Here is a 26,731-nt window from a genome sequence, read left to right on the forward strand (position 1 = left end):
GTGCTGGCTGAGATCGCCGCGAAGGTAAGGGGTAACCGGTAACGGGTAACGGGTAACGGGTGACGAGTTCGGAGTTCGGAGTTCGGAGTTCGGAGTTCGGAGTTCGGAGTTCGGAGCGGCATCATGGGCGCCGCCTGCCGGTGTCAAGCTCCGGTTTCGTGGATCTTTTTCTGCGTTCTTCTGCGTGTTCTGCGGATAATTCTCTGTATTCCCGCGCCGCCTGAGCCCGGTGACGCCTTTGCCTCAAACGCATAATAAAACATTAATATATAGTGTTGTACAGATGCCTGCATCCGGTATGCTCGTCCGGTGCCAGAGCCGCCGCCGTCACCCCGGGCGAGAGTCCGCCTGCCGTGCCTGGGCCTGTTTCTCGCCCTCGCCGCCGGCGTCTGCGCCGCCGAGGGCCGGCCTGACTTTTGGCCGCTCTGGGCCGGGGCGTTTCTCACCGCCGGCATTCTGAACGCGTGCCGCCGGCGTACCGGGTCCCTGTTAGCCGCCGCGTTCTGCTTTAGTGCTTTCTGGGCTGGAGTGCGCACGGAAGACGACGAGGGTTACCGGTTCGCGCGTTATCTGGATGCCCGCAGGGATGTGCACCTGATCCGGTGCCGAATCCAGACTGAACCTTCATTAACCGAGTGGCGCGGACACCCCGAACAGCGTTTCACCGGCCGCGTGATCCTCCTGGATGGAATGGCCACCGGCTTCGGCGCCCTGTTCAACCTTCGGGGAAATGACCTTCATCAAGGCGATTCCCTCGAGTTGTCCGGCCGGTTCTCACGTCCGGAGCGGCCGCTCAACCCCGGTGAGATGGATTGGTGCGAGTATTATGCCCGCCGGCACCTCTTTCTCCGGTTTTCTGCGGAGGGCCAGCCAATGCGCCTCGCCACCGGGCCCGCCTGGTCGCTCCAACGGTTCGCCCGCCAATTCCGCCAAAGCCTTGAAGCCCGCCTGATTACCGGGATCGAAGACGACGCCGAAACCTGCCAACTCATGCGCGGAATCATGTTCGGCAACCGTATGGGTATGGCACCGGAACTCGTCGACCTCTTGGAAAGGACCGGAACCCTGCACCTTTTTGTGGTGGACGGCTTGAAGGTGACGTTTATCGCCGGCCTCTGCTGGACCCTTACTCGCGTCATGCGCGCCGGACGCCGCCTCGCCTCGCTGGCCGTTTGTTTGCTCCTGTCCGGTTACGGCCTGCTCACGGGGTTCACCGTATCCGGCGTAAGGGCGGGCGGCATGTGTTTCCTGCTGATTATCGGGGCCGGCCTGGAACGCCCGGGAGCGGTCCTCAACGGCCTGGGGGCGATCGGCTCTTTGCTGATCCTGGCGGATCCGCCGTGCGTGTTTGCGACCGGGTTCCAGCTCTCGTTTGTGGTCGTTGCGGCCGTTCTGGTCGCGGTGCGCCCGCTCAGCCGCTGGCTGGAGCGCCCGTTTGCGCTCGATCCGTTCGTGCCGCCATCATTGGTAAGCGCCTGGCGGCGTTCGCTGCAGCACGCCATTCGGCACGTGTGCGATCTTGTTGCCGTCTCTGCCGTCTGCTGGCTCGCGTCCCTCCCCATTCTTGTCTGGCAGTTTCACCGGTTTTCTCTCAGCGGGCTCGCCCTGAACGTGGTGGCTGTCCCGATCGGTTCGCTCATGCTGGCCACCGGCGCGGCCTCAATCTGCCTCGGCTTCGGTTGGATCACGCTCGGCGGCTACCTGAACAATTGTAATTGGCTGCTCGCAAAGATCTTTTTGGGCATCCTGCGGTCCTCGATGTTGCTGCCGTACGATGCCGTCAATGTCGCCGTGGTGCCTCGACCCGAGTTCGAATGCACCCTGCTTGCCACCGGGCGGGAACCGGTTTTTCACCTGCATGCCGGAGGCCGGGACTGGCTGTTGAATGCGGGCAGCCCCACCCGCTGGCGATCGATCGTCGTGCCGTACCTCAGGTTCTCCGGGGTGAATTCCCTGGCCGGCGTTTTCCTGGCGGAGTCGCCCGGCGGGGAGTTAAGCCAGGCCACGAGTCTCCGTAATGAATTTCATAACCACAACGTCCTCTGCCTTTCCGCTGAACCGCCGCTCCGGGATGGAGGTTCCCCGGCAGGTGCCGAGCCGGTGGATGCGTCCGGTCCCGCCTCTTTTCCGCCGGGTTTGCAACTTGGCCTGGAGGTGGCTTCCGGCAAGGTTGTTTATTCCGGCCAAAAGGCGCACATAAGCTGGATCGTTCTGAAGCTGGCCGCTTTTCGCGTGGGCTGGGCGGCCTCGATGTCGCGAGTTGCTTTGCGCAACCCGCCAGCCGCCCTGGACGTGTTGGTATTACCGCGCGCCGGCGGGATACCCGGCGCTCAGACCGTTACCGCTACAAATGCGCGCCTGGTGATTTCATTGGAAGGGCGGGGGATGGCGGGCAACTCACCCGGTGTACCCGTTTGGTTTCTGTCCAGAACCGGGGCGATCTCGTTGCGGCCGGCTGGTTCGCAGTTGCTCATCCGGGCGTACACCGGTGATCAGTTTGCCTTGAGCAGCCGTAACCGGTAGATCGGCAGCTGCTTGAGGGCGAACAGATCTTCAAAGTCGGTGCTCGGGTAATCGTCGCCGGCCCACTCGGCAAGCTCAAAGAGCGTTTGGGGAACGAGCGTCCTGATGCTGGCAAAATAGTCGGCGTGATCCGTCTTGATCCAAAGTTCGCCGCCTGGCTGGAGCGCCAGGTGTACCGCTTCGAAAAACGCGTGGTCGACCACCCGGCGCCGATGGTGCCGGCGTTTAGGCCAGGGGTCAGGAAAGGAAAGGTGGAAACGCCGGATCGAACCGGGCGGCAACAGGTACCGCACCGTGTAATCGATTTCGAAACGGAGAACCTTCAGGTTTTGCAGCCCTAATTTCCACGCGCGCCGCCGCGTTTTGCGTACCCGGCCGAGCAACCTTTCCACCCCGAGAAAATTACGGTCCGGGTACCGTTGCGAGGCCCCGATCAAAAACTGCCCGGGACCGGAGCCAAGGTCGACCTCGACCGGCTGCGGCCGCATAAAGATTTCACCGAGCGGGATCGGCGTCAGAACGTTACTCGGGAAGATCTCGAAGGCTGCGTCGGGCGCCCGTTCGTCGGTGAAGATTTGCACAGAACCGCGATGGTAACCGGCCCTTCAGTTGCGCGCAAAGAAAGGGTTATGCTCCTTTTCTTCGCAGACGGTCGACATCGGCCCATGCCCGGGCGCAAGTACGGTGTCGTCGGGCAAGGTCAGGATTTTTTCCAGGTTATTGCGGAGTGCCTGCTCGTAGTGATTCGGCGCACCGCCCATCGAGCCGGCAAACAAAGAGTCGCCCACCACCGCCACCGGCGCTTCCAATCCCTCAACCACATAAGTGATGCCGCCCGGTGAATGCCCGTTGGTGAGCAAGGCGCGTACTTTCAGCCGGCCAACGTCGAATTGAGCCCCCTCCCGAACCGGTTCGGTCTGGGGGAGCGGCTCGCCTGCCGGTGCGCTGACCGGTGCGCCCGTTTCTTTGACGATTTCATCGAGCGCAGCCACATGGTCATGGTGCGTGTGGGTGAGGAAGACCCGCCTGGCCTGAAGACCTTCCGATCTGACGAAATCCAGAAGCTGCGTGGCATCGGCTCCCGTGTCGAAAACGGCGGCTTCCCGGCTTTCGGGGTCGAACACCACGTAGGCATTCACCGTCATATCGAGCAGTTCGGAATTGAATTGGGCTAACCCGTCCAGCTTGACCTCGGCCGGCCGCCATCCCTGATCGTAAGAATCGAGCAATGCGCCCGGCGCCAGCCGCAACGTTGCGGCCACGGTGTTGACGCGATCCCGAGGACCTCGATTGGACTTCAGGGCCTTCAGGTCTTCCGGGGTAAGCCCGGCCTGGGCCGCCAAGGTTGTATCGTCGATGCCTAAGCCGCGTTGCGCTTTCCCGACGATGTCTTCAAAACGATCTTCCAGCGGTATGCTCATCCTGACAGGCCGGTTTAACTGACCACCCTTGACGCTTCAACGCTCAACTGAACGCTCCAGCGTCCAGACTTGCCCGTCCTCCACTCGGCGCACAATCACCTGCTCCGGCCGGATGTCGATGACCTTGTATGTGTGCGCCGGGTCGTCCGGGATCTTGAATTCCTGATCCAAACCGACCTGGATGGTTTCTCCTTGCGGCGGAAACCTGAGGGTCACAAACGACCCCTTCTCACGCGCCGGGATGCCCTTGATCAATGAAAGCGTCTCGCCCGTCGTCGCCTGGCGCAGCTTCACGCGCGAGGCGTCCACCGGGTTCCCGTCCTTATCGCTGACGTTGCGGGTTTCAACGCCGATGACCTCGTAATTGAGGCCCGGAAGCTGATCACCGACGCTCACCGTGAATTGCCCGCCGTCGCGGCTTCGGAGGTGCGCTTTCCTTCCCTGCACATCCGTCAAGGTCACCGGAAGAAAGTTTTCATGAATTTCCGTCACCGTGACCACGTTGCGCAACGAAGGGCGCCCGCCGGGCGTGTTCCCGGCCGGACTGCCGTTGGCAAGCCTGCCAGGGCTGCGACCGGGCCCGGCTTCAGAAAGCAGTTCCTGGTCCGCAATGTCGGCGATTTCATTCGATGCGACTGCCTGGGTATTGTTATTATTGCCCTGGGCGGGCGACGTTTTCGGCTTTTGATCCGCCGCCAGCGGTGGCGCGTCCCGCAACATCGTGGTGACCTCGGCAAACCCCTGCGCATTGGCGAGAGACTCCGCCGTTTCGCCCGTCCGATCCGTCAACGCCGGGTCAGCACCGGCATCAAGCAGCATTTTGACGATTTCCTTGTTGCCTTTGCTTGCCGCCAGCATCAGTGGGGTGCGACGGTCTTCCGAGCGGGCGTCAGCTTCCGCGCCGTTATCGAGCAAAGTTTTCACCGCGTCCTTGAAGCCGAGCAGGGAAGCTACCAAAAGCCCCCGGCCGAGTCCCTGGCGGTCGCGTTCAGCCAGGAGTTGCACGCACGTTACGTTGTTCCGGTAGACCGCCTTGAGCAAGGCGGTCCACCCATTATGGTCCTTGGCGGCCGGGTTGGCCCTACGGTCCAGCAGCCATTGCAGAATGTCTGCATGATTATTCTCGGCGGCAGCCATCAGCGGCGTCTGCCCTGATTTCCCGGCGGCATTCGGATCAGCATTATGATCCAGGAGGAATTTGACGGCCGCCATCCGGCCGTGCGCCGCGGCCGCAATCAGCGCCGTAATGCCGTCGGAATTCAGCGCATTCGGGTCGATGCCGGCCTCAAGGAATAAACCCAACGCCTTCATGTCACCCAATCCCGCGGATCGCACGTAATCCTCAGTGGTAAACTTGAGGTTCAACCGTTGCAGGTCTTGGATCACCTCATTCTTCGAGCGGGAGCAGCCTGCAATCAGCACGCAGCCGACCAGGCACAGGACGGCGGTCCAACGATTGGTCATGGCAACTACTCCCACATGCGTGACTGGGTTCAGGTTTGCGTGCGATCTGCGATCCTAAGGCATCAATCAAAAATTTGCTCGGAGCCGTCCTGACCCACCTGCCGGCGGAGCCGGAAAATGTGGGCGGGCCGCTCGTGCGGGTTCAGCATCACGAAATTCCTGCGGCCACGCCAAAGGAACCGTTCCCCCGTAAGCAGATCGTGAAGCTGATAGGTCTCGTTTTCACCTAACCCAAACAGGTCGAGCGGAACCGAGGCGAACCCACTTTGAGGATTGTATGGATCGACTGTCACAAAGACCAGAATAATGTTGTCCAGACCCACGGTGGCCTTCGAATAAAACAGGATCTGATCGTTATCGAACGGGTGAAATCTGAGGTTTTCGTACTCGTGCAGGGCACGGTTCTCGCGCCTGATCTCGTTAAGCTTGGTGATGTACCCTTTGATGTTGCCGGGCGCATTCCAGTCCCGCTCCTTGAACTGGTATTTTTCAGAATTCAGGTATTCCTCTTTGCCCGGGACCGGGACGTTTTCGCAAAGCTCAAACCCGCTGTAAATGCCGTATACGGTGCTGAGGGTGGTGGCCAGCACGGCGCGAATCAGGAAGCCGGGCCGTCCGCCGGTCTGGAGGTAGGCGGGCAGGATGTCGGGCGTGTTGGGGAAGAAGTTGCCCCGGAAATAGTAACGCATGTCCGTCTGCGTCAGTTCCGTCAGGTATTCGGTGAGCTCCCACTTGGTGTTACGCCAGGTGAAGTAGGTGTACGACTGCGTGAACCCGACCTTGGCCAGCGACTTCATCATCTTGGGCCGCGTAAAGGCTTCCGATAAAAAGATCGCGTCAGGGTAATCGCGCTGGATCTCGCCGATGAGCCATTCCCAGAAGTGGATCGGTTTGGTGTGCGGATTATCCACGCGGAAAATGCGGACCTTGTGTTCGCACCAGAACCGGATGACGTCATACATCTCGTTCCACAGGTTCCGCCAGTCGGCGTTGTAAAAATTCAGCGGGTAAACGTCCTCGTACTTTTTCGGCGGGTTCTCGGCGTATTTGATGGTGCCGTCGGGGCGATGATAAAACCAATCCGGGTGATCCTTTACATACGGGTGATCCGGTGAACAGTTGATCGCGAAATCCAGCGCCACCTCCATGCCGCGCTTTTGGATTTCGCCGACCAGCCAATCGAAATCGTCCAGCGTACCCAGTTCGGGCTCGACGGCTTTATGGCCGCCGTACTGGCTGCCGATCGCATAGGGCACCCCGGGTTCACCCGGTTCACTCGTCACGGAATTGTTTCTGCCCTTGCGTTTGGTGAATCCGATCGGATGAACCGGCGGAAAATAGATGACGTCGAACCCCATCGCGCGCGCATCGTCCACCCGCGGCAGGCAGGTCCGGAACTTTGAACCCGAGTCCGGTTTGCCCTCGGCAGAACGCGGGAAAAACTCGTACCAGGCTGCAAAGAGCGCCCGGGGCCGGTCCACCGTAACCTTAAGGTAGGGACGGTATTCGGTTCCGAGGGTGCGGTCGGGCCAGGCGGTCATTAGACCGACGAAGGACTCATCGTTGGCGACCGTCGCGCCTTCCTGGACATCCCCGTTGCGTAGCCGGACAGCAAATCCCTCGAGCGTGGCCCGGTCTTCCGGCGTGGTGGCCCGCTGCGCCGTGTGTTCCGCCAGGAGCGCTCCCTCCTCCAATTCAGTCCGCAGGTCCTTCAGGCCTGCCCCAAACTTCTTCAGGTATTCCGTCCGCCACGTGCCGAACTCGTCTTGCCAGGCTTCAATCGTCAGATCGTAAGGCCGGTTCTCCGTGAATAAACAAGTGGCGGTCCACCGGTCATTTTCACCTGGGATCATGGGCGTTTCGAACCACGCCTCCTGACCCTGAGGCCGCCACTTAAGAACGGCCGCGGTGACATCGTGACCCTCTTTAAGGATGTCCGCGGAGATCGTGAGGGATTCGCCGGCTACCCTCTTCACGGGGTAACGGCCGCCTTCGATGCTCGGCTGGATGTTCTCGATCACTACGGTCGGCGGCAACCGATCCAATTTGTCTTTGGGTGTGCTCACAAGCTTTGCTCGGGTTTAGGTTGGGTGTGGGGCTGGGGCTGGGGCTGGGGATGAAGCGGGGTGGGGGACACTCGAGGAGTCGGGCGCTAAACTCCGCCAGGAAACTAAAGCCTTCAATCTGAGACGCAACCTCCTGCAGGTTGCGCAACGCGGGATGAATGTGGCGCAGAAATTCCGGTTTGCCGCGCAGAAGCCCGATCGTGCCGTAAGCACCAAGGGCTTGCAGCAGACGCTGAACCGCGCATCGCCGGAATAGATCGGTAAACTCGTCGAGGCCGGACGGCGCCGACGCCCGCACATGATAGTAGCGCAGCAGTTCGGCCCGCTCCTCCGCCGTTAAGGTTACGTACGGATCGTAGAGGAGTGAAGCCAGGTCGTAAGCCGCCAGGCCGCTTCGCATCCCTTGGAAATCGATCAGGTACGATTCCCCTTCCCAGATGAGAATGTTCTGCGATTGCAGGTCGCGATGAATCAGTTGGGGTGAATGACTGCAGAGCTGAGCCGGCAGGCGCGCCAGGGCCGGGGCCGTCGCCAGTTCCCGGAGCTGTCCGGAAGGAATGCCGAAGCAGCGGCTGAAACAGTTTTCAAACCCGTAGTTTTGTTCCCAGCGGTAGAGGCCCTCGTCAAAGCCGGGCACCAACCCTAGCCCTTTAGTAGCGCGCAGGGGAACGGCGTGCAGAGCAGCTACCTGGTCCAAAACGTTCTCGTAGAGACCCTGGCGGACCGGCCACGGGTGGTGACGGTAATGCCACAGGTCCGTGTTGCCGAGGTCCTGCATCCAGATCAGGCCTTCAGCCGGGTCGTGATGGTAGATGAACGGCGCCTTGATTCCGGTATCCTCAAGGAAGTTCGCGATGGCGACGAAACGCGCGTTCTCGGATTTTTGCGGGTCGTACTTAACGAGAATAAGCGAATATTCTTCGCTCATCGCGATCCGGTAATACTTACGGTCCGAGCCGCCCTTTTCCAGAGAAGCGACTTCAACCGCGTACTGTTTGTACCGGGGGAACCGCCCCCGCGTTTCACTGATAAGGTGCTCGAGGCTCATGAACAAAAATCCTGGCTGAGGAACGTGCCGGGTCCGACTGCCTGACCGGCGACGACGCAGCCCTCGAGACGGGTGCCGGGCGCCACTCGGGAGCGTGGCCAGACGATCGTGTCGTGCAGCACGGCCCCGGGTCCCACCTGCGCGCCAGGCGCCACCCAGGTCGCCCCCGTTGCCGCATAGCGCCCGTCCCCGGTCACCTCCTCCGGAGCCCACCATGGTTCCGGGGTGAACGCCGGCTGCCAGGCCGCGGTGACAAGCAACCGGTGCAAGGCCAGGTAGTCGCGGCGGGTGCCCACATTGAACCAGCCGCCGCCGTTCAACACCACCCCGCCGAGCCGGCCGCCCCGCCTCAGGCAATCCAGCAACATCGTAACCAGCGGCCGCGGGCCCGATTCATACGGCCGCAACACTTCCCCATTGAGAATCGCGGCGTTGGCGTAATCCACCCGTTCGGGTGCCGGCCGCCCCAGAGCCGATTGCAGATCGACCACCTGCCCGGTGGCCGGATCAAAGGCCACCTGCGCGGCCAGACCCGTGTCTCGCAGAGCGAGGGTCACGGCATTGTTATCCCGGTAATGCGCTTCAACCACGGCGCCAAGATCGATGTCTGTAACCACGTCCCCGCTGTGCACCAATACCGGCTCACCCGCAAACCAATCCCGCGCGTTTACCAGCGCCCCACCGGTTTCCAGCAGTTCCGGCTCGTGAAAAATCCGCAGGTCGGATCCGGGACCAAGCAGCTTGGGAAGGCAAGCCTGGAACGCGGAAACGGAGTGATGCGCGTTAACGGCAAAGTCTCTGACGCCAAGCTGTTCCAGGTGTTGAAGCGCAAAACCAACGATCGGACGGCCCAGAACCGGTAGCAGCGGCTTCGGCCGCACCCGCGTCAGGGGAAGCAGCCGCGTTCCCAGACCTGCCGCCAGGATAAATGCCTTTTCGATGCGCGCCGTCATGCTCAGGGAAAAGTGGCACGCTAGCGCGTATCCCGGCCGCAAGGCAAGGCTCGGTCACACGGCGGCCGCAGCGGGCGTGGCGGGCACAACGACTGAGTTCACACGGCGAACACGGCGAACCACGGCGACCACGGCGGGAAGAGGAAAGAGAAAGAGTTCGGAGCTCGGAGTTCGGAGCGGCAGCATGGGAGTTAGGTGCGAGTGCCAACCATAGGGTTGCCGCCATGTCCTCTTAATCTGTGTAATCTGTGTTAATCTGTGGATGTTTACTCTTTTCTGCGTTCTTCTGCGTGTTCTGCGGATGATTCCTGCCTTCCCGCCGTGGTCGCCGTGTTCCGCTGTGTGACCGGTGGAAGGTGCCGCTAATGGCTCAGCGTTTGTGGCATTCTCCCGGCACCCGGCACCCGACACCCTCTTACATTTGTGGCATTCTCTGCCGTGGCGTTTATAAATGGCGGGGGGCGATCGACTGATGAAATCAATCCTGTTTTCCGGTTGCCGGTTTTTCACCGTGACGGCGCTGCCGGGGCGAAACCCGGTCTGGGGACCTGATTCGGGTCACCTCATCTTTGCCTGCAGCTCCGGACTTTACTTTACATGCTGGATACGGTCGGCAATCGTGAGACTCGCAGCATGGGAGACCTGGGACGAACCTCGGAACTGGCAGATTCCGCCGTTGGAAATGCCAAAACTGCAGCGCCGCGTCACCTGATTTGTGATATCCGGCTTTCATCCTTGCCCGCCTTGTTCTGAAAACCAGAACGGCCCCCGGGCAATTTATCACGCTTGGCGAACGTTGGCAGAAACACGCTTTGATCAGGTGCCGGCCGCACCACACAGGGACCCCTGAATCCATGGAGGATGCATCGCTGCCCGATGACGAGACGCTTGTGCGCCGGACCCAGAGCGGCGACACCAGAGCCTTCGATACGCTCTGGCAGAAGTACAGCCCCCGTATTTATTCGCTCGTCTACAACATGACGTCCAACCACGAGGACGCCAATGACCTGCTGCTCGAAATTTTTTCCAAGGCCTACCGATCGATCAACGGTTTTCGCGGCCGGTCGAGCTTTTACACCTGGATTCACGCCATCGCAGTCAATATGACGATCAACTTCGTCAAAAAACGCGGCCGCCGCGTCCAGATGAGCCTCGACGATATGGACACCAACGTGCAGAATGACAAGGATTTCCTCGAGTTGACGGCCACGAACACGCCTTTGCGCGAGGTGGACCTCTCAGAGTTGCAAAAGAGATTGAACGAAGCCATGCAGAAACTGTCTGTAGAGCACAGAGCAGTTGTGACGATGTTCGATATCCAAGGCATGCCGCACGCTGAAATCGCCCGGATTCTGGGCGTACCTGAGGCGACGGTTCGTTCACGGCTGTTCTACGCACATAGGCAGTTGCAGAATTATCTCGAAGAGTTTAGAAAGAAATGATGCTCGACGAACAGCAGGTACAGCAGCTTCTTCGGCTTAAGCGGTTCGAGCAACCTCCCCCTGGATATTTCGACCAGGCGCTGCACGAATTCCATCGGCGTCAACGCGCAGAACTGCTTCGGCGGTCCGCATTTCGTATTTGGTGGGAGCGCACCGCGTCAGGCCTATTCACCCTTCGCGTCCCGAACTATGCCTATGGAGGCGCCTTCGCCATCTTTTGCGTTATGGCAACGCTCGTCGGCTCAGGCGTGTTTAACTTGCCCCCAGAACCCGAACTGGCGTCGAGCCCGGCCGTGGGTACGGTCTCGTTTGGCGCCAGTACGGTTGCCGGCCGGCTCACGCTTAACCACAAATTTGAATGGGCCGATCTTGAGCGCGCCGCCCGCCTGCGACTCGCGCCTTCCATCGCTCCATCAAGTACCAGTCTTCCCCGCTATGTGCTCGATGGACGCCGTCCGGTGAGCACCGAAGCTTCCTTTAACTTCTGAATGGTAAGGCATGTCGTCCAGGCCTTGGTTCATTTCGGCCCCGTGTGTGTTGGCATCAGCCGGCGGTGGAATGGTTGAAGGGGGCGATTCGCTGGCGTGATGCTTAACCAGGCTGCCTACCGCTCCCACCCTGTTCCCGGACGGGCGGCTGCAATCGAGGTGATCGAATGCCCAGGGGTGATGCCCCGGTTGTCGCGGATGGCTGGTGTATTGCTGCTTTTGCTCAGCACGGCCGGCTTTGCCCGTTCGCAGGATACGCTGGCTTCCATCTCGGCCGACGTTCAACGTATCTACGAGAGCGCTAAAGGCGCGGTGGTTCGGATCGAGTCGGAGGACGATTTCGGCAAGCTCGCCGGGACCGGGTTTCTCATTGATCCGAACGGCACCATCTACACGGCGTACGACGTCGGGGGCGAGTCGCGCGATATCACCGTCGAGTTCGGATCCAAGCGTTACCCCGGCCATCGTCTGGTTGCGGATGCCAAAAGCGGGGTGGCCATCCTGAAAGTCGATGCCAATACGCCCTGGATCCCGCTGGGTAACTCGGATGAATTGAAGCTGGCCTCACCCATCGTTTCCATCGGCTATCCGCTTGACCTGCCGGCCACCCCCAGTTTCGGCCTGATCGGTGGGTTCGACCTGAAGTATTTGAACCGTTATTTTTCAACGACGCTCGTGCGCGCCAATTTGCCGGTGCAAAAGGGCGAAGCGGGGTCGCCCATCCTCAACCTGAAAGGGCAGGCGGTGGGGATCCTGATCCGCAGCATCGGTAACGAATCGGCCTGTTACGCCCTGCCGATGAAGGCTGCCGAGAAAATCCGGGCCGACTACGTCCGTTACGGTGCGGTCCGTCCCGGTTGGCTGGGAGTGTCCGTGCGCGAACGCGATTACGCCATCAAGGATTCCAAGGTCGAGGTTTCCAGCTTGGAAGAACATTCGCCCGCGGAAAATTCGGGGCTCCGGGTGGGTGATACCCTGCTGCAGGTCGGTCAGGTAAAAGTCCGAATCGCGCCCGATGCGTTGAACGTGGCGTTTTTCCTGACCGTCGGAGACCGGGTGCCGGTGACCGTAGTGCGTGACGGCAAAGACCTGACTTTCAAGCTCACGGTCGCAGACATGCCGGCGTCGCCGAACCAGGCACCCTCCATGCTGATACCCGGGTTGCCCTCAGAATTGCGTAGCCCGGCCGAGTTTCCGAGTTACCCCTGATCCACCCGGGTCGCCAGCTCCGGCAGGGGGGCGTGCGCCCCGGTAGCTCCGGCGTGAGGCCCGCAACTTTTCCTCGCGCCGCCTCCCGGACCCCACCCTTCCCGGGTGACGTGCCGCAGATCCTATGGAATTACGGTAAATAATTATTGGTGGCAATCTTGTTCACTCCGTCTAAGGTTCGGCGTTTAAGGCATGCCTAATACTGAGTCCGAGCGTGTGGAGCTCTCCTTTGAGGCCGCAATCGAAAAGTTGGAAAAGATCGTCGAGCAAATGGAGTCGGCCAAACTCCCTCTCGAAGATCTGCTCGTACGGTACGAAGAAGGCATCCGGTTGGTGGCCGTCTGTAACGACAGGCTTACGGCCGCTGAAAACCGGATCGAAATGCTGAACCGCGAAGCCACGCAAAAAACCGCTCCGGCGGAATCTGTAAAGGCCAAGGACGCCGTCAAGGCGATCAAAAATCAAGACGATCATGAAATCAGTCTCTTCTAATCCCACCCGAGGCCGAATCCTCGACACCATCAACGGTCCGAGCGACCTGAAGCGGCTGGACGAAGCGCGGTTGCATGAGCTCGCGCAGGAGATCCGCGACGAGCTGATTACCGTCCTGTCCCAAACCGGTGGGCACCTTGGGCCTAATCTCGGGGTCGTGGAGCTTACGATCGCGTTACACCGGGTTTTCGACACCCCGATCGACAAATTCGTGTTCGATGTCAGCCACCAAGGGTATGTCCATAAGTTATTGACCGGTCGCCGCGACCGTTTCGACACGATCCGCCAGCATCAGGGCCTGAACGGATTTCTCTTGCGCACCGAGAGCGAGCACGACTGCTACGGCGCAGGTCACGCCGGAACGGCCCTCTCCGCGGCGCTCGGCATGGCCGTGGCCCGCGACCGTCGCGGTTCCAAGGAAAACGTCATCGTTGTGGCGGGCGACGCCGCTTTTACCTGCGGCACCAGCTACGAGGCACTCAATAACGTCGCCGATAACACCAAAAAGTTCATCGTCGTCCTTAACGACAATGAATGGTCGATCGCCAAAAACGTCGGCGCCATCGCCAATTACCTGAACAAAATCGTGACCAGCGACGCCTACAGCCACCTGCACGAAAAGGCTGAAAGGTTCGTCGAAATGATTGGTGGCCGTTTCGCCCACCAGCTCGTTACCAAGGTCGAGGAGGGCGTCAAACACCTGGTGCTGCCCAGCGTTATCTTCGAGGAGCTCGGTTTGCGCTATTTCGGGCCGATCGACGGGCACGACATCGAGCTGCTGATCCAGACCTTCGAATTCCTTAAACGCCAGAACGAACCCGTTCTCCTGCACATCATCACCCAAAAGGGTAAAGGTTACGCACCCGCCATCGCCAAGCCGGACAAGTTTCACGGCCTGGGCAAGTTCAAGCTGGAAACCGGCGAGACGGCTGCCGCCAGCACGCCGACCTACTCCGAGCTCCTCGGGCAGACGCTGGCCAAATTTGCCGATACCAATAACCGCATTATGGCGATTACCGCCGCCATGCCTTCCGGCACCGGTTTGTTCCACTTTGCCGCCAAGCATCCGGATAAATATTTCGACGTCGGCATCGCTGAAGAACACGCCGCGCTTTTTGCCTGCGGTCTGGCCACGCAGGGGTTCCTGCCCTTCCTGACGATCTACTCGACATTCATGCAGCGCGCCTACGACATGATCATTCATGACATCTCGCTGCAAAACCTGAACGTGGCGCTTTGCATGGATCGTGCCGGGCTGTCCGCGGATGATGGTCCGACCCATCACGGGCTCTTTGATATCGGTTACCTGCGCCACGTGCCCAACGTGGTGCACATGCAGCCGAAGGATGAAGATGAATTCGTCGATATGCTCTGGACGATGACCAATTACCGCCAGGGGCCCATCGCGATCCGTTACCCCCGCGGCGCCGGTACCGGCGCCAAACCGAAACCGCAGCCGCGCCTGCTCGAAATCGGGAAGGCTGAGGTCGTCCAGCACGGGCGTGACGTTGCGCTGTTCGGCCTGGGAAACATGTTCGCGTTGGCCGAAGAAACCGCAAAATTGCTCCAGGCCGAAGGTTACTCCGTCGCCCTGATCAATCCCCGGTGGATCAAGCCGATTGACACCGGCACGCTTGAGTTTTTCGCCCAGAGCGTCGACGTGATCTGCACTTTCGAAGATCACGTTTTACATAACGGGTTCGGCTGCGCCGTCATGGAGCACCTCAACGAGGCGAATATCTCGACCCCGGTGGTTCGGATCGGTTGGCCCGACCAGTTCATCGAGCACGGCGCCATACCGATTCTGCGCAAGAAATACGGGCTGACGAGTGAAGCGGCGATCGAGAAGCTCAAGGTTCACCTCAAACGGAGGCGCCAGGTAAAGACCTCAAAGTCGGCCGCTTAGACTGGAACGGAAAACCGGTTTTTCCGCCACCATCCCAAGACCCGGCGGCGCCGCGTGCCGTCTGAAACGGACGCCGCTTTCACGTTTCCGCCGGGCTGGGGGTAACCGCCTCTGTTGACATGGCCGCCGCGATCGTCGCAGAAGGGCTCACCAAGACGTACCGGACCTACCGTAAACGCGAAGGACTCGCCGGCGCTTTGCGCGGGTTGTTCTCGCGCGAGTACGAGGAGGTTCATGCCGCTCGTAGCGTCTCTTTTTCGATTGAGGAAGGGGAACTCGTAGGGTTCCTCGGCCCGAACGGGGCCGGCAAAACCACCGTGCTGAAGATGCTGTCCGGGCTCCTCGTGCCTTCGGCCGGGACCGCCCGGGTGCTTGGGTTTGTGCCGTGGCAGCGCAAAACGCCGTTCAAACGCCTGTTCAGCTTGATTCTAGGGCAGAAAAACGCCCTGTGGTGGGATCTGCCCGCGCGTGAGTCCCTCGAATTGAACCGTGCGATCTACCAGATCCCTGAAAGACAATACCGGGCCACGGTCGACGAACTTGTCGATTTGCTCGATGTCCGCGACAAGCTCGGCACCATGGTGCGCGAACTCAGCCTCGGCGAACGCATGAAGATGGAGCTGATTTCGGCCCTGTTGCACCAGCCGAAAGTACTGTTCCTGGATGAGCCCACGATCGGTCTGGACGTGATCAGCCAGCAGAAGGTGCGCGATTTCTTGCGGTTCTATAACGAAAAGAACCGGATCTCAACCATCCTCACCAGCCATTACATGCAGGATATCGAAGAGCTCTGCCGGCGAGTCATTATCATCGACCACGGCCAGGTCTTCTTCGACGGCGCTTTTGCCGATATCCTGGAGCGGTACGGTGGGGCTAAATACCTTCGGTTTACCTTCGATGCGCCGCCGAAACGGTTGCCGGCCGGCTTGGCGCGCGCTTCCGGAGCGCCCCCCAATGAGCTTAAATTCAAGGTCCCGCGCGAACAGGTCGCGAATGTCTGCCGCGAGATCCTGGCGGACAATGCCGTCCGCGATTTCAGCGTGGAGGAAGAACCGATCGAGGAAATCGTCCGCCAGCTTTTCCGCGAGCACGCAGAAAGGAGTTTGGGGTTCGGGATTCGGAGTTCGGCGTTCGGAGAAGTCGTAGACCCCGGTCCGATCCTTCCGCAGACCGCGCCGGCACACAGCGCCACGGCGGAACCCGGCGACCACGGCGGGAAGATTGAATTATCCTCAGAACGCGGAGACAACGCAGACAAGGAGTCCGGGAAACCGGCACTTGACGCCGGCCTTTGGGACCGATGATGCCGCTCCCTACCCGTTACTCGTTACCGGTTCTCCGTGCCGCGCTCAGCTTCTTCCGTTGATCCGCTTTTCTCGCCTCGCCCATATCAAACGCGCTGGCGGAGAGACCTCCTGAATCATATACCTTTTAACGCGGAGAACGCGATGTGCGACGTTTTTATTTCCTACTCATCCGATGCGAGACCTTGGGCTGAAAGGCTGTCCGAGTCTCTGGAACGTAAAGGGATATCAACCTGGACGGACTTCAAAAACCTTGCGCCTGCTCAGCGGTGGGTTGAAGAACTTCAGGATGCCTTAGATAAGGCCAGGTACTTTGTCATCCTTGTAGGGCCCGAGAAGCGCGTTGGATCGCAGCAGGATCGAGAATGGCAGGGCGCCTTGAAAGGTATTTGGACCGATCCCAACAAGCGTATCATTCCTGTGCTTGTCGGCGATGCCACGCTCCCTTCGTTTTTGAACGACTGGCTATCCGTTCGAATGCACCCGGGCAAACCGGAATCCTCCTGGATTGATGAGGTATGCGAGACAATCCGTGAGACCGGCCCGGAAGAGTCAAGTAAGGTGACGAAACGAACGGCACGCCCGGACAAGGCGCTCCGACATCGCTTGGCAAAGATTGAAAGGGCAGCAAAACAGCTGAAGTCCGGCCAGGAAAAGTAGCGATGGGCGCGGAGCGCAGGCGGGAACACTTCGGCACTGGTGCGTTGAGCCTCAATCCCGCGACCTCAGTGTTTCTGAATTGCCCTTATGATCTCGAATACCGGTCGAATTTTGATGCGGCCGTGTTGACCGTGATCTGCTGCGGATTCATGCCGAGATGTGCTTTGGAGAGCGGTACCGTAGCCGAGCATAGAATGGATCGGATCATCGGCCCCATTTTCGAATCAAAGTACTCAATACACGACCGATCCCGCTGTAAAGGAGAAGGGGACGCCAACCTGGCGCGCTTTAACATGCCACTCGAACTTGGCATCGCAATGGCGCGTCGGCACCAGATGAGGCGCAAGGCCCAAAGGCATGATTGGCTTGCCATCGTACCTGCGGAACACGAATACGCTCGTTTCATTTCGGACGTGGCTGGATTCGATCTCATGCGCTACGATGGCTCCAAAGAGGGCTTGGTCTCCGCCATCATGCCGTCGTTGGCCACCCGATGGGAGGCGAAAGGCACGCTGAAGTCCGAGCACGTGCTCAAGGCTCTTCCTGGGTTTGAGCAGGAAATGCGGACGTTGCGAGAAGAGTGGCGGAATCAGCCACCGTGGGCCGACATCGTCCTCGCGGCGCTCGAGATTGTTAAGCGCATTGCGTGATAGCCCCGGTACCCCTGGTGTACCCGTTACCCGTTACCCGTTACCCGTTACTCGTTACTCGTTACTCGTTACCGGTTCTCCGTGCCGCCCTCCACTCGGCCGCACCGCCCAGCCAGAGACGCATCGGCACCATTTCTGAACGCTGAAAACTGTGGCGCTCGAAAAACCGCACGGACTCTTCGGTGTTGACGCGATCGGTCAAGAGGGTAATCCGCAGAAAGTCTTTCTGCCTGGCAAAGTTGATGGCGTACTCCAGTAATTGACCGCCGAACCCTTGCCGTCGGAAACTGCGGTGCACCACCAGGTCCTCGAGCAGGATCACGAACCCGCCTTCCGCGGTGCTGATGGTAAAAAGCAGATTGATCATCCCGATGATCTGCTGCGCGCCCCGCAACACAAAAATTCGGCCCCGGTTGGGTTGTTCGAGAATGAGGCGCAGCCCGCGCATCTGGGTATTGTAGTCGGGCCGGAAATCCGGTTCCTGCGCAAACAACTCTACCAGCAGCTCCGTTAAGGCAGGAAGATCCTCCAGCGTGGCGGCTTCGATGCGGGTTAACGGATCCATGAAGCCGCGCATCATGGCAGAAACCGGCAGGCTTCGGAAAGCATTTTCCTGGGCGTTGGACGTCATCGGAGGTGAGGGGTAGAGCGAGCGACGATTTTCTACACTTGAGCCTGGTCGACGGGAGGTATAGGACACAAAGCTGAATGATCTGGCTCGGGATTTTGCTGCTTAGTTACCTCCTCGGCTCGATCCCGAGCGGCTACCTCGTGGCAAAGTCGCAAGGGATTGACATCCGGCAGCACGGCAGCGGGAACATCGGCGCCACCAATGTGCTGCGAGTCATGGGCAAGAAGTGGGGCTACCTCGTTTTCGCGTGCGATGCGATGAAAGGATTTCTCGCCGTCAAACTGGCGGCCCAATTGGCCGGCGCGGGGCACGCCAATGCGGCCTTGGGTGCGGTTCTGGGCGCCATCGGCTGCATTCTCGGCCACAACTACACGGTCTGGCTCCGGTTCAAAGGCGGCAAAGGCATCGCCACTTCCGCCGGCGTTCTGCTCGGCCTGTTTCCGCTAACGGTCATTCTGACGGTGTTGATCATCTGGCTCGTGGTTTTTTTGGTTGGCCGCTACGTCTCCCTCGCCTCCATCTGCGCCGCACTCTCTCTTCCGGTTGCCGTCTTTCTGCTGGTGACCCATGCGGGGATCGATTTCTGGATGCGGTTCTGGTTTTCTGTGCTCATCAGTGCACTCGCGGTGTGGCGGCACCGCGGCAACCTGGCGCGGCTTGCCAAGGGTACCGAGTCCCGGTTTACCCGTAGATGACTGCACCGGTTGCAGAACCAATTCAGGTCCGTCGGGTATAACATGGCGCGGATCACGTGTTTGGGAGCCGGAGGGTGGGGAACCGCTCTGGCGTTGCTGGCAAACCAGAACGGGCATGAAGTCACGCTCTGGTGCCGCCGTCCCGGCTTTGCCGGCCAGTTGCGCCGGGAACGCGTAAATGAGATTTACCTGCCCGGCGTCCCTTTACCCTCCGGGCTCGACATGACGTCCGACCTGGATTCGGCCGTGGCCCGGGCAGAAGTCGTGATCTGGGCGGTGCCATCCTCCGGCCTCCGAGAGGTCGCGGCGGAGATCCATACCCGCCGCGCCTTACCGGCTGCGGCCGTGTTTGTCTCGACCGTGAAAGGCATCGAATCCGGTACCGACCTGCGCATGAGCCAGGTCCTCGGCCAGATCTTTCCGGCTCACCCCGCCACGGTCCTGTCCGGGCCGAACCACGCCGAAGAAGTGGCCCGCGGTGTCCCGTCGGCGACCGTCCTGGCCGGACCCGCCGGCCTGGCCCGGCGCCTGCAGCAGATGCTCGCCAGTGACCGGTTCCGCATTTACACCAGTTCCGACCTGCCCGGCGTCGAACTGGGCGGCGCCTTGAAAAACATCTTTGCCCTCGCCGCCGGCATGAGTGACGGACTCGGTTTCGGCGACAATTCCAAAGCCGCTCTCGTCACCCGCGCCCTCGCCGAGATGGTCCGGCTCGGCACCGTCCTGGGTGGACGGCGCGAGACGTTTTACGGCCTCAGCGGGATGGGTGACCTGACCGTCACCGCCTTCAGCCGGCACAGCCGCAACCGCCGGGTCGGCGAGCGGCTCGCCCAGGGTGAGACTCTGGGCGCCGTCACGCAGAGCATGCGCATGGTCGCCGAAGGCGTCAACACGACCCGCGCCGCCCTGGCCCTCGCTCAACGCCACCGCATCGACGCTCCGATTACCCAAGGGGTGCACTCCGTGTTGTACGAAGGGGAGCGCGTCGGCCATGCCCTGCAAAGGCTGCTCGAACGCGGTTTGCGTTCCGAAGAAGAATAAATAAAGAAATTCCACAAACGCCACAAGCTGCACTCCGCCGCGCACGGGCGCCCGGAAAAATCCGGACAAGCCCGGACCTCCTGCGCGTAAAAGGGTTGATCCTTGCCTGCGGGGCGGCCGCAATTTTTTGTACCCGTGCTTCACCAGCCGTCCCTTCTCCGCCGTTTTTCCGGAATTCATAACGTTTCCCTCGAATGGTATCCAGGTTGGTGTTCTCCGGTTCGGCCCGGCTCTTCGCGTTGTGAAAGTTGTGGCATTTATCCGCCCCGTCATAAAATCGTTACAATATTACACCGCGCCAAAATTAGGGTTGCTATTTCACGAACAGTTTCCTAACTCCGTTGCGTTGAGAGGAAGTTCCGCGGGTCACCTCCGCCCCGGCTTGCCTCCGGGTTGAACAGGATCATTTGCATGAACAAAGGTCGTCCACGACGCGCTTGGAATCGAAACCAGGCAGGCCTGACATTGGTGGAACTGCTGGTGGTGCTTGCCATCATCGGAACCCTTGCCGGGATTGTCTACCCTGCCATCGTCGATTCGTTTCAAAAAAGCCAGGCTGCCATGGCGGCGCAACGCATCGACGCGGTGGAGAAGGCCAAGGTGCAATTTCGCCTGGATAATCCCAACGCCACCACGGCTCAGTTCGGCGACCTTCAGCCTTACCTGGTACAGTTGGGACAACCCTTGAGCAGCCTGGCGGCTCTGAATGAGGGCACCGGCGGTACGATTAACATCGGTGATCTGGTTAATACCGCCTATTTTGTCCAGTCAGGCTCGAACGCGAAATTCACGCAGTTGCTGGCCAAGTATCACGTGCCGCTCAGCAGTAAACCCGAAGGCGACGCTGCCGCGACGGCGGCGTCAGGTTCGTCCAACCCTTAGGCGCCCGGAGCCTTTTCTGCCACGGAGGGATGCCATGCCGCGTTACGAGGTGATCACGCAGACGCGCAAGCACGCGCCATACACCCGTACCCTCGCAGAGGCCTCGTCCCTCGCTGAATTGAATGCCCGGCTGATTAACCTGAACAAGCCCATCGTCCAGGTGATCGAGCCGGTTCCAACCGGCCAAAAGGCCGGCAAAATTCGCGTTGGCCTGCGGGCGCGATTGCTTTTCCTGCAGCAGTTGGAAACGTGTGCCTACCTCGGAGTCGACCTGCGGGCCGCCCTTGGAATGTGCCTCGACAGTACCTCCCGCAAAAGCCGCAGCGATCGCCGGTTGCGCGCCGTGCTCACGGAACTGCACACCCATCTCTCGCGCGGCGCCTCGTTCTCGCGAGCTGCCGGCGCGTACCCGGAAGTCTTTGACCAGGTCTCCGTCGGGCTCCTCTCCGCCGGCGAGGAAGGTGGCACCTTCCCGGAGTCGCTGACGAACGTCCGGCGGATCTGGGCGCGCAACGAGGAGTTACGTCACCGGTTGAGCACGATGCTGGTCTACCCGCTCGTGGTGCTCGCCGCGGCGGTCGGCGTCGTCTGGTTGCTCATTACCCGGGTAGTCCCGCAGTTCGTCGCCGTGCTTTCCGAAATGAAGGTGGACCTTCCCTGGCCTACCCGGATGCTGGTTGCAATCTCACAGTTTGTACGGGATGACCCCTGGCTGGTCGGGGGCGCCGCACTGCTGATGATCGCAGGCCTCATGCGCCTTCCCGCCCTGGTCAGAAAGCAACCCAGACTGCACGGGCTCATCCTTCGCCTGCCCGTATTGGGCAAGCTGAACCTCCTGCTGCTCCGCGCGAACTTCTGCCGGACCTTTGCCCAGCTCAAAACCGCCCGGGCCAAAACCACCCACGCCCTCCTGCTCTGCCGTGACCTCAGCTGGAATTTTGAGTACCGCGCGGCCGTGGCTCGCGCCCTCGTACGGGTGCAGCGCGGGGAGGGCTTATCCCGGGCCTTGGCTGATGAAGCGGACATGTTCGGAGACATGATCGCCAACGGAATCAACTTCATGGAAGTTTCCGGGGCGGGTAGCGAAGGGCTGAACCGCCTGACGGAATTGCTCGAACGGGAACTGGACGGCCAGATCAACGTGATGCGACAGGTGCTGGATCCGCTGCTCATCCTTTTCCTCGGGGGTGTTATCGGCGGGATCGTCTTTGCCACGTTCCTTCCAGCCCTCCGGATTTTGCAAAACATCTGATTCAATATTTTTTTCTGTTATTTTATTTTGTTGAAGGCTAACACTGGGGCACCGCGATGGGTTATTCCTTGGTTCATTTCCTGCGCCATTTTCCTTGGAAGTACTACCTGTGTGGAGGGTTATTCCGGGCGAATGAACCGATCATCGCCGTGATCCTGTCCCCGGCCCAATCGCCTGCACTGGTCACCCGCGGGCGGCATGCACTCTGGTACGAGAATGACGTTGCCGTGATGCCTGACCGGCCGCCTTCACCCGAGTCCGGACTGGAGGCCGGACTTTGCCCAGGACGCAGCTTCAGCGCAAGGCTGCTGGCTCGAGGCCGCGCCAAGAACCCTGCGCGTTACGTGTTGCTGCCCGAACTGGCCGTAAACGATTTCTACTGCAACGTGCACAGGGTCGACGGCCTGCGCGAGAGCAGTACCGAGGTGCTGCTGGAAAGTTTGCAGGAGGATCCGCGCCAGGTTTTCGGAGCGTGGGATGAACCGCGGGCCTTTCGCTGGGCTATCCTCTCCACCGATTTGGAGTTGCCGCACGGGTCCCTCGACCGGCCCCACTCCCAGGTTATGATCGTGGGTTTGCCGGCCGAATACTGCGAGCGCGTGGAGATCTGGGCTGAACGGCAGAAAGCCTCGCTCGCGGCAATCATACCGCCCGTCCTGGCGTGTTTGAAATGGTTCTTGGAAACGCTGGCGCCCGTTGCGGAGCCTTGCGTGCTCATGGTGGAACTGGCTCAGGTGACGGTTCTTGCCGTTCTGATGGAGGGCCGGGTCATCCTCTTGCGCCAATACGCGACTGAAGTGGATTACCTGTTCGAAGATCTGAGCGAGCGCGTGCGTGAGTTCGCCGTCGCACCCGGCCGCATCTACCTCTGGAGTCTGGGTCCACCCAAACTCCAATTGCCGGATCATTTTTCAGCCACCCGAGTCACTGCGGAGATCATGCGTGAAGCGTCCGGCGGCGTTTTTTTACACCGGAAAATGGGCGACACGAAAACCGAAACTGAGGAACCGGCGGCCTACCTGTTACACTGGGCTGCCCGACATGTAGCGTGAAAAACCTGTTTGTCTCTCCGGAACGCGTCGCCGTGCAGAACTATCGCACCGGCCTCCCTTTTCGGGTGGCCGCCGCGATAATTCTCGCCGGCTTGGTTTTACAGGCGCCAATGCTCCTGAGCAGCGTCCTGACGTGGAGGCGTTACCAGCGTGCCCAGGACCGGCGTGAAATGCTGCGGGCCGAAACCGCGAACTTTCAGGCGCAACTCGTGCCGCTTCAGGAAACCAAGCGCAAGCTGCAGCAGATCCACCAGTGGGAACCGATCTTCAAGGCGCGCCTGCCGGTCAGCGCCATCCTTGCCGCCGTGGAAAAGTCGATCCCGGACCAGGCCGTCCTCGGATCAGTCTCGATCGAGGCCGACCAGTTCGACCGCGTTCCCGTAACCGGCGGCGTTTACCGTGTCCCGACCAACTACCGATTGGTTTTGCAAGGCGAAACGCGCCCGGAGCAGGGTGAAGCCGTCCAGGTCTTCAGCGAAACGCTGTTGCGCCGCCTGCCGCCCGGTTCCGAGGAAATCCGCAACGACCGGCAACCGAGGGCAGCCGGAAATTATAACTCGTTCGTCCTTCAGTACTCGATCAAACCGAATGGAAACTACTTTGGCATGGGCGTACAGCGACTCGCCGATCCGGACCCGCTCTAGGACCCCTTTTTCATGAGGCCCGCGTTCAATTTCATCGCCCTCGCCAGTCTCGGCGTCGGCGCGATTCTCTGCACGGAAAATGCCTTGCTGCAGCATGGGCGGTATGAAGTCGAGGAGCTCGAACGGCAAAACGCCCTGTCCGAGCAGGGTAACCGGCGGTTGGCTGACGAAGGTAAGGCCTTGCAGGCCAACCGGTCGCGCATTGAAGCCCTCTACCTGCGGTTGAAAGATTCCTTGGCGGGCCTGCACAGCTCTCCCGGCGGCAGCAATCGGCCCGCCGCTCGTCCGGAAGACCCGGTTGAGCAAGGGACGCGCGTCGTTCAGCAGCTCAATGACGCCGGTGTGATCACCCAGCAGGGCCGGACGATGCCCGGTGAAATGGCGCAGATCCATGAAGCCGGCGCATCCCGGCTCGAGCTTCACCGGCTGATTCCGTTACTGACCGAACAGGAAAACTCGAATGCTTTCCTTTTTCTCGATCGCATCATGCTGACCCGCCCCGCATCGGTTCCGCCCTTTTCGTCTGAACCGATCTACCTGGATGCCCGGTTCACGGTCCGCTTAATGACTGCCAAGCAATGATGAAGGCCGTTTCTACCTCCGCGGTGTGGCTGCTGTGGGTTTTTTCTGGAATAGCCTTGGCCGGCGATCCGATGCAACTGCCCGAATTGTACCTGTTTCACTACCAGCCGGCGAAACGGGATCCATTTATCAGTGCAAATGCCGCCCGCACGCTGGTTTCCGGAGAACCGCGGGTTGAGGGCGTTGTTTCCGGACGCATCCTGGAGCAGTACCTGCAAACCCTGTCGCGGCTGATCCAGAAAGAACTGTTCGTCGAAGGCGTCAGTATCAGTGACGATCAGGCCAAGGCGGTCGCACTGATTAACGGCGTCGAATTTCGCATGGGAGACAGCCTGCCCGTGCCGGCCCAGCCGGAACAGATCAGCCAACTCGAGGCGCTGTCGCGAACTTACGGGTTGCCGCTCCGGCGCGGCGGGCAGCCGTCCGACAGCGTGCTTTTCGAGGTCGGTCAGATCAAGGCGACCGGGGTTTGTATCGTGTTACCCGGTTTCAAGACGACCCTCTGCGAAATTCCTTTCGAAGGCGACAATATCCCTAACCAAGTTCAACTCGAACGGAGGCGCTCAAGCTCAAACAATCGATGAACCGCACCCTTCTGCTCCTCCTGCCGTTCTTCACGGCCAATGCCCTTCGGAGTCAAACCGTTTCACCGCCCGAGCCGCCTCCGATGCTGCCGGCGGCAAGCGCCAGCCCGTCCCCGGCGGTGACCCCTGCACCCGGCGGCGGCGTGGAAACGGGCGGCCAGGATAGCGTCGTCGATGAGATCGAACGGTTGCTCCGGGAACGCGAAAGCGCGCAGGCGGCCGCCGCCGCCCGCCTGCCTCCCGATCGGCCGCGTACCCACCGTTTCACTAACCAGCCGTTGTCGCGGGTCTTGCGTATCCTGGCCGAACAGGCGGAGATCAACTACATCGAACCTAATTTCACCAGCGAGGAACGCATCTCCGTGACGCTGAACAACCTGACCCCGCTGCAGGCGTTCTATGAGATCGCCCAATCCCGAGGGTTCCAGGTGGTTGCCGACGGCCGGAAGTACACCCTGCGCCGTTCGGATGTGGAGTCGCCAAGTTTCTACCTGACCCGGCGTTACCCCATCAGAAATCAACCGGCGGAATTTTTGCTGCAGCCGGTCGCCAACCTCCTCGGCATTAAGGTGGCGGCTGCAACCGACCAGTTCCCGGCATACCCGAAACCGGCCAACAATAACGTGACGCCTGACGCGTTTTCTACAGGTTCGGGAGTGACCGGAACCGGTTCCGACCAAAGCCGGCCGCGTTATCAACCGGGTGTGCCTTTTGATGCGCCGCTGTCCACCGGCGGCTTTTCCCGGGACACTCAAAGCGCTATCTTCATCGAGCGAAGCAGCAACTCTCTCGTGGTTCGAACCACGTTTGAGCAACAGGAGGCGGTTGCCGCTGAGATCAGGCGGCTCGACCGGCGTGAACAGCAAATCCTGATCAAAACCTACGTCGTGGAGGTCACCGACACTAATGGGATCGGCGGCGGCATCGACTGGTCACAGACGCTCGGTCTGGCGCCGGATCAGGGAGCGAAATTCTCGCTTACCGGCAACGTCGGTACCCCCTCCGGGCAAACCATCACCGGGCGCTTGAACCCGGGTGCGTTCTTCACCAACGGGCTCGTCCTGAACCTTTCTGACGTCCAGATCGTCTTGCGGGCGCTGAAGCAGCGGGGACGCGTCAAGAGCAGTAATTCCCCCATGACCGTCGCCAAGAGCGGGATGCCGGTCACGATCCGTTCGGACACCAAACAAACCATCTTCCTGCAGACGCCCGGGACCAACAACTACGGGCCCAGCACCACCCCGTATACGTTTACGACCGGCCTGACCATCGACGTAGTCGCCCGCATCCTGGAAGGCGGCCTTATCGACCTTAACCTGAATCCGACCCTTTCGAGCACGATTGGCACCAGTGACGCGCAGCCTGGCACGACTACCCAGGTGCCGGTCATTTCGACGCGGAGCACGACGGCAAACGTCACGGTAAAAAGCGGCCAGGCGGCCGTCATCGGCGGCATCCTCCAGGATACCGCCAGTTTTAATGCCAACGGTATCCCCGGGCTCGCCAGGATCCCCATCGTCGGTTACCTCTTCAAGTCACACATCAGGTCTAACCAAAGAACCAACCTGATCGTCATCGTCTGCCCGATTATCGTGCCGGCCGCGTTGCACCGCCAGGATCGGGTCGGTGAAAGCGAGCGCAAAATCGTGACCGACGCGTACGATCTGCCCGGGGAGCCGCCACCGTTGCTCCAGGGGACCGCCGATAAGCAATTGCCGGCCGAGCGGTGACCATGGCGATGA

Annotated in this window: 25 protein-coding genes; 18 read left to right on the plus strand and 7 right to left on the minus strand. The window is 60.5% G+C overall.

Features of this window, described 5'->3' with window-relative positions:
• Positions 1–309: 309 nt before the first annotated feature.
• Positions 310–2,523: a ComEC/Rec2 family competence protein gene (locus JO015_20605; protein MBW0001502.1), complete on the plus strand. Its 2,214-nt coding sequence runs from the start codon at positions 310–312 to the stop codon at positions 2,521–2,523.
• On the opposite strand, the gene trmB is transcribed toward JO015_20605, so the two are convergent.
• The 6 genes from trmB to JO015_20635 all read right to left on the minus strand — a co-directional run bounded on the left by trmB (position 2,493) and on the right by JO015_20635 (position 9,475).
• Positions 2,493–3,104, minus strand: coding sequence for a tRNA (guanosine(46)-N7)-methyltransferase TrmB (gene trmB, locus JO015_20610; GenBank protein MBW0001503.1), 612 nt, complete (start codon positions 3,102–3,104; stop codon positions 2,493–2,495). The genes JO015_20605 and trmB overlap by 31 nt on opposite strands.
• Before the next feature lie 24 nt (positions 3,105–3,128).
• Positions 3,129–3,944, minus strand: coding sequence for an MBL fold metallo-hydrolase (locus tag JO015_20615; GenBank protein MBW0001504.1), 816 nt, complete (start codon positions 3,942–3,944; stop codon positions 3,129–3,131).
• 36 nt (positions 3,945–3,980) lie between these two features.
• Positions 3,981–5,408: an ankyrin repeat domain-containing protein gene (locus JO015_20620; GenBank protein MBW0001505.1), complete on the minus strand. Its 1,428-nt coding sequence runs from the start codon at positions 5,406–5,408 to the stop codon at positions 3,981–3,983.
• 62 nt (positions 5,409–5,470) lie between these two features.
• Positions 5,471–7,453, minus strand: a complete 1,983-nt coding sequence (locus JO015_20625; GenBank protein ID MBW0001506.1) for an alpha-1,4-glucan--maltose-1-phosphate maltosyltransferase — start codon at positions 7,451–7,453, stop codon at positions 5,471–5,473.
• On the minus strand, positions 7,335–8,522 hold the full coding sequence (locus JO015_20630; GenBank protein MBW0001507.1) for a phosphotransferase: 1,188 nt from the start codon (positions 8,520–8,522) through the stop codon (positions 7,335–7,337). Before JO015_20630 ends, JO015_20625 begins: the two co-directional genes overlap by 119 nt.
• Complete coding sequence (locus JO015_20635) at positions 8,519–9,475, minus strand: NDP-sugar synthase (protein ID MBW0001508.1); 957 nt, start codon at positions 9,473–9,475, stop codon at positions 8,519–8,521. Before JO015_20635 ends, JO015_20630 begins: the two co-directional genes overlap by 4 nt.
• Positions 9,476–10,329: 854 nt before the next feature.
• Here JO015_20635 and JO015_20640 point away from each other — a divergent pair.
• The 8 genes from JO015_20640 (at position 10,330) to JO015_20675 (ending at position 17,626) form a co-directional block, all read left to right on the plus strand.
• A complete protein-coding gene (locus JO015_20640) occupies positions 10,330–10,917 on the plus strand; it encodes a sigma-70 family RNA polymerase sigma factor (GenBank protein MBW0001509.1) in 588 nt (195 codons plus the stop codon).
• Entirely contained in the window at positions 10,914–11,405 is a 492-nt protein-coding gene (locus JO015_20645; protein ID MBW0001510.1) for a hypothetical protein, read from the plus strand. The genes JO015_20640 and JO015_20645 overlap by 4 nt, the downstream gene beginning before the upstream one ends.
• Before the next feature lie 99 nt (positions 11,406–11,504).
• Positions 11,505–12,614 (plus strand): trypsin-like peptidase domain-containing protein, encoded by a 1,110-nt coding sequence (locus tag JO015_20650; protein MBW0001511.1) that lies wholly within the window; start codon positions 11,505–11,507, stop codon positions 12,612–12,614.
• A 192-nt stretch (positions 12,615–12,806) separates the two neighbouring features.
• The gene (gene xseB / locus JO015_20655; GenBank protein MBW0001512.1) at positions 12,807–13,106 is read left to right on the plus strand and encodes an exodeoxyribonuclease VII small subunit; all 300 of its coding nucleotides are present in this window, start codon (positions 12,807–12,809) and stop codon (positions 13,104–13,106) included.
• The gene (locus tag JO015_20660; GenBank protein ID MBW0001513.1) at positions 13,087–15,012 is read left to right on the plus strand and encodes a 1-deoxy-D-xylulose-5-phosphate synthase; all 1,926 of its coding nucleotides are present in this window, start codon (positions 13,087–13,089) and stop codon (positions 15,010–15,012) included. The genes xseB and JO015_20660 overlap by 20 nt, the downstream gene beginning before the upstream one ends.
• A gap of 119 nt (positions 15,013–15,131) precedes the next feature.
• Complete coding sequence (locus tag JO015_20665; protein MBW0001514.1) at positions 15,132–16,316, plus strand: ATP-binding cassette domain-containing protein; 1,185 nt, start codon at positions 15,132–15,134, stop codon at positions 16,314–16,316.
• A 144-nt stretch (positions 16,317–16,460) separates the two neighbouring features.
• Positions 16,461–16,976: a toll/interleukin-1 receptor domain-containing protein gene (locus JO015_20670; GenBank protein MBW0001515.1), complete on the plus strand. Its 516-nt coding sequence runs from the start codon at positions 16,461–16,463 to the stop codon at positions 16,974–16,976.
• 2 nt (positions 16,977–16,978) lie between these two features.
• On the plus strand, positions 16,979–17,626 hold the full coding sequence (locus JO015_20675; GenBank protein MBW0001516.1) for a hypothetical protein: 648 nt from the start codon (positions 16,979–16,981) through the stop codon (positions 17,624–17,626).
• 61 nt (positions 17,627–17,687) lie between these two features.
• On the opposite strand, the gene JO015_20680 is transcribed toward JO015_20675, so the two are convergent.
• Positions 17,688–18,191, minus strand: coding sequence for a GNAT family N-acetyltransferase (locus JO015_20680; protein ID MBW0001517.1), 504 nt, complete (start codon positions 18,189–18,191; stop codon positions 17,688–17,690).
• Positions 18,192–18,334: 143 nt separating this feature from the next.
• On the opposite strand from JO015_20680, the gene plsY reads away from it, so the two are divergent.
• From plsY to JO015_20725, 9 genes are all read left to right on the plus strand, one after another.
• Positions 18,335–18,952, plus strand: a complete 618-nt coding sequence (plsY, locus tag JO015_20685; GenBank protein ID MBW0001518.1) for a glycerol-3-phosphate 1-O-acyltransferase PlsY — start codon at positions 18,335–18,337, stop codon at positions 18,950–18,952.
• A gap of 42 nt (positions 18,953–18,994) precedes the next feature.
• On the plus strand, positions 18,995–19,993 hold the full coding sequence (locus JO015_20690; protein MBW0001519.1) for an NAD(P)-dependent glycerol-3-phosphate dehydrogenase: 999 nt from the start codon (positions 18,995–18,997) through the stop codon (positions 19,991–19,993).
• 411 nt (positions 19,994–20,404) lie between these two features.
• Positions 20,405–20,875 (plus strand): prepilin-type N-terminal cleavage/methylation domain-containing protein, encoded by a 471-nt coding sequence (locus JO015_20695; GenBank protein MBW0001520.1) that lies wholly within the window; start codon positions 20,405–20,407, stop codon positions 20,873–20,875.
• 34 nt (positions 20,876–20,909) lie between these two features.
• A complete protein-coding gene (locus JO015_20700; GenBank protein MBW0001521.1) occupies positions 20,910–22,127 on the plus strand; it encodes a type II secretion system F family protein in 1,218 nt (405 codons plus the stop codon).
• A gap of 56 nt (positions 22,128–22,183) precedes the next feature.
• Positions 22,184–23,179, plus strand: coding sequence for a hypothetical protein (locus JO015_20705; protein ID MBW0001522.1), 996 nt, complete (start codon positions 22,184–22,186; stop codon positions 23,177–23,179).
• Positions 23,176–23,823 carry a hypothetical protein gene (locus JO015_20710; protein ID MBW0001523.1) on the plus strand — a complete coding sequence of 216 codons (648 nt, stop codon included), beginning with the start codon at positions 23,176–23,178 and terminating at the stop codon, positions 23,821–23,823. The genes JO015_20705 and JO015_20710 overlap by 4 nt, the downstream gene beginning before the upstream one ends.
• Positions 23,824–23,835: 12 nt before the next feature.
• Positions 23,836–24,405, plus strand: a complete 570-nt coding sequence (locus JO015_20715; GenBank protein MBW0001524.1) for a hypothetical protein — start codon at positions 23,836–23,838, stop codon at positions 24,403–24,405.
• Positions 24,402–24,989, plus strand: coding sequence for a hypothetical protein (locus JO015_20720; protein ID MBW0001525.1), 588 nt, complete (start codon positions 24,402–24,404; stop codon positions 24,987–24,989). Before JO015_20715 ends, JO015_20720 begins: the two co-directional genes overlap by 4 nt.
• Positions 24,986–26,719 (plus strand): hypothetical protein, encoded by a 1,734-nt coding sequence (locus tag JO015_20725; protein ID MBW0001526.1) that lies wholly within the window; start codon positions 24,986–24,988, stop codon positions 26,717–26,719. Before JO015_20720 ends, JO015_20725 begins: the two co-directional genes overlap by 4 nt.
• Positions 26,720–26,731 lie beyond the last annotated feature (12 nt).

This window comes from Verrucomicrobiota bacterium (assembly GCA_019247695.1).
Classification (GTDB): Bacteria; Verrucomicrobiota; Verrucomicrobiia; order Chthoniobacterales; family JAFAMB01; genus JAFBAP01.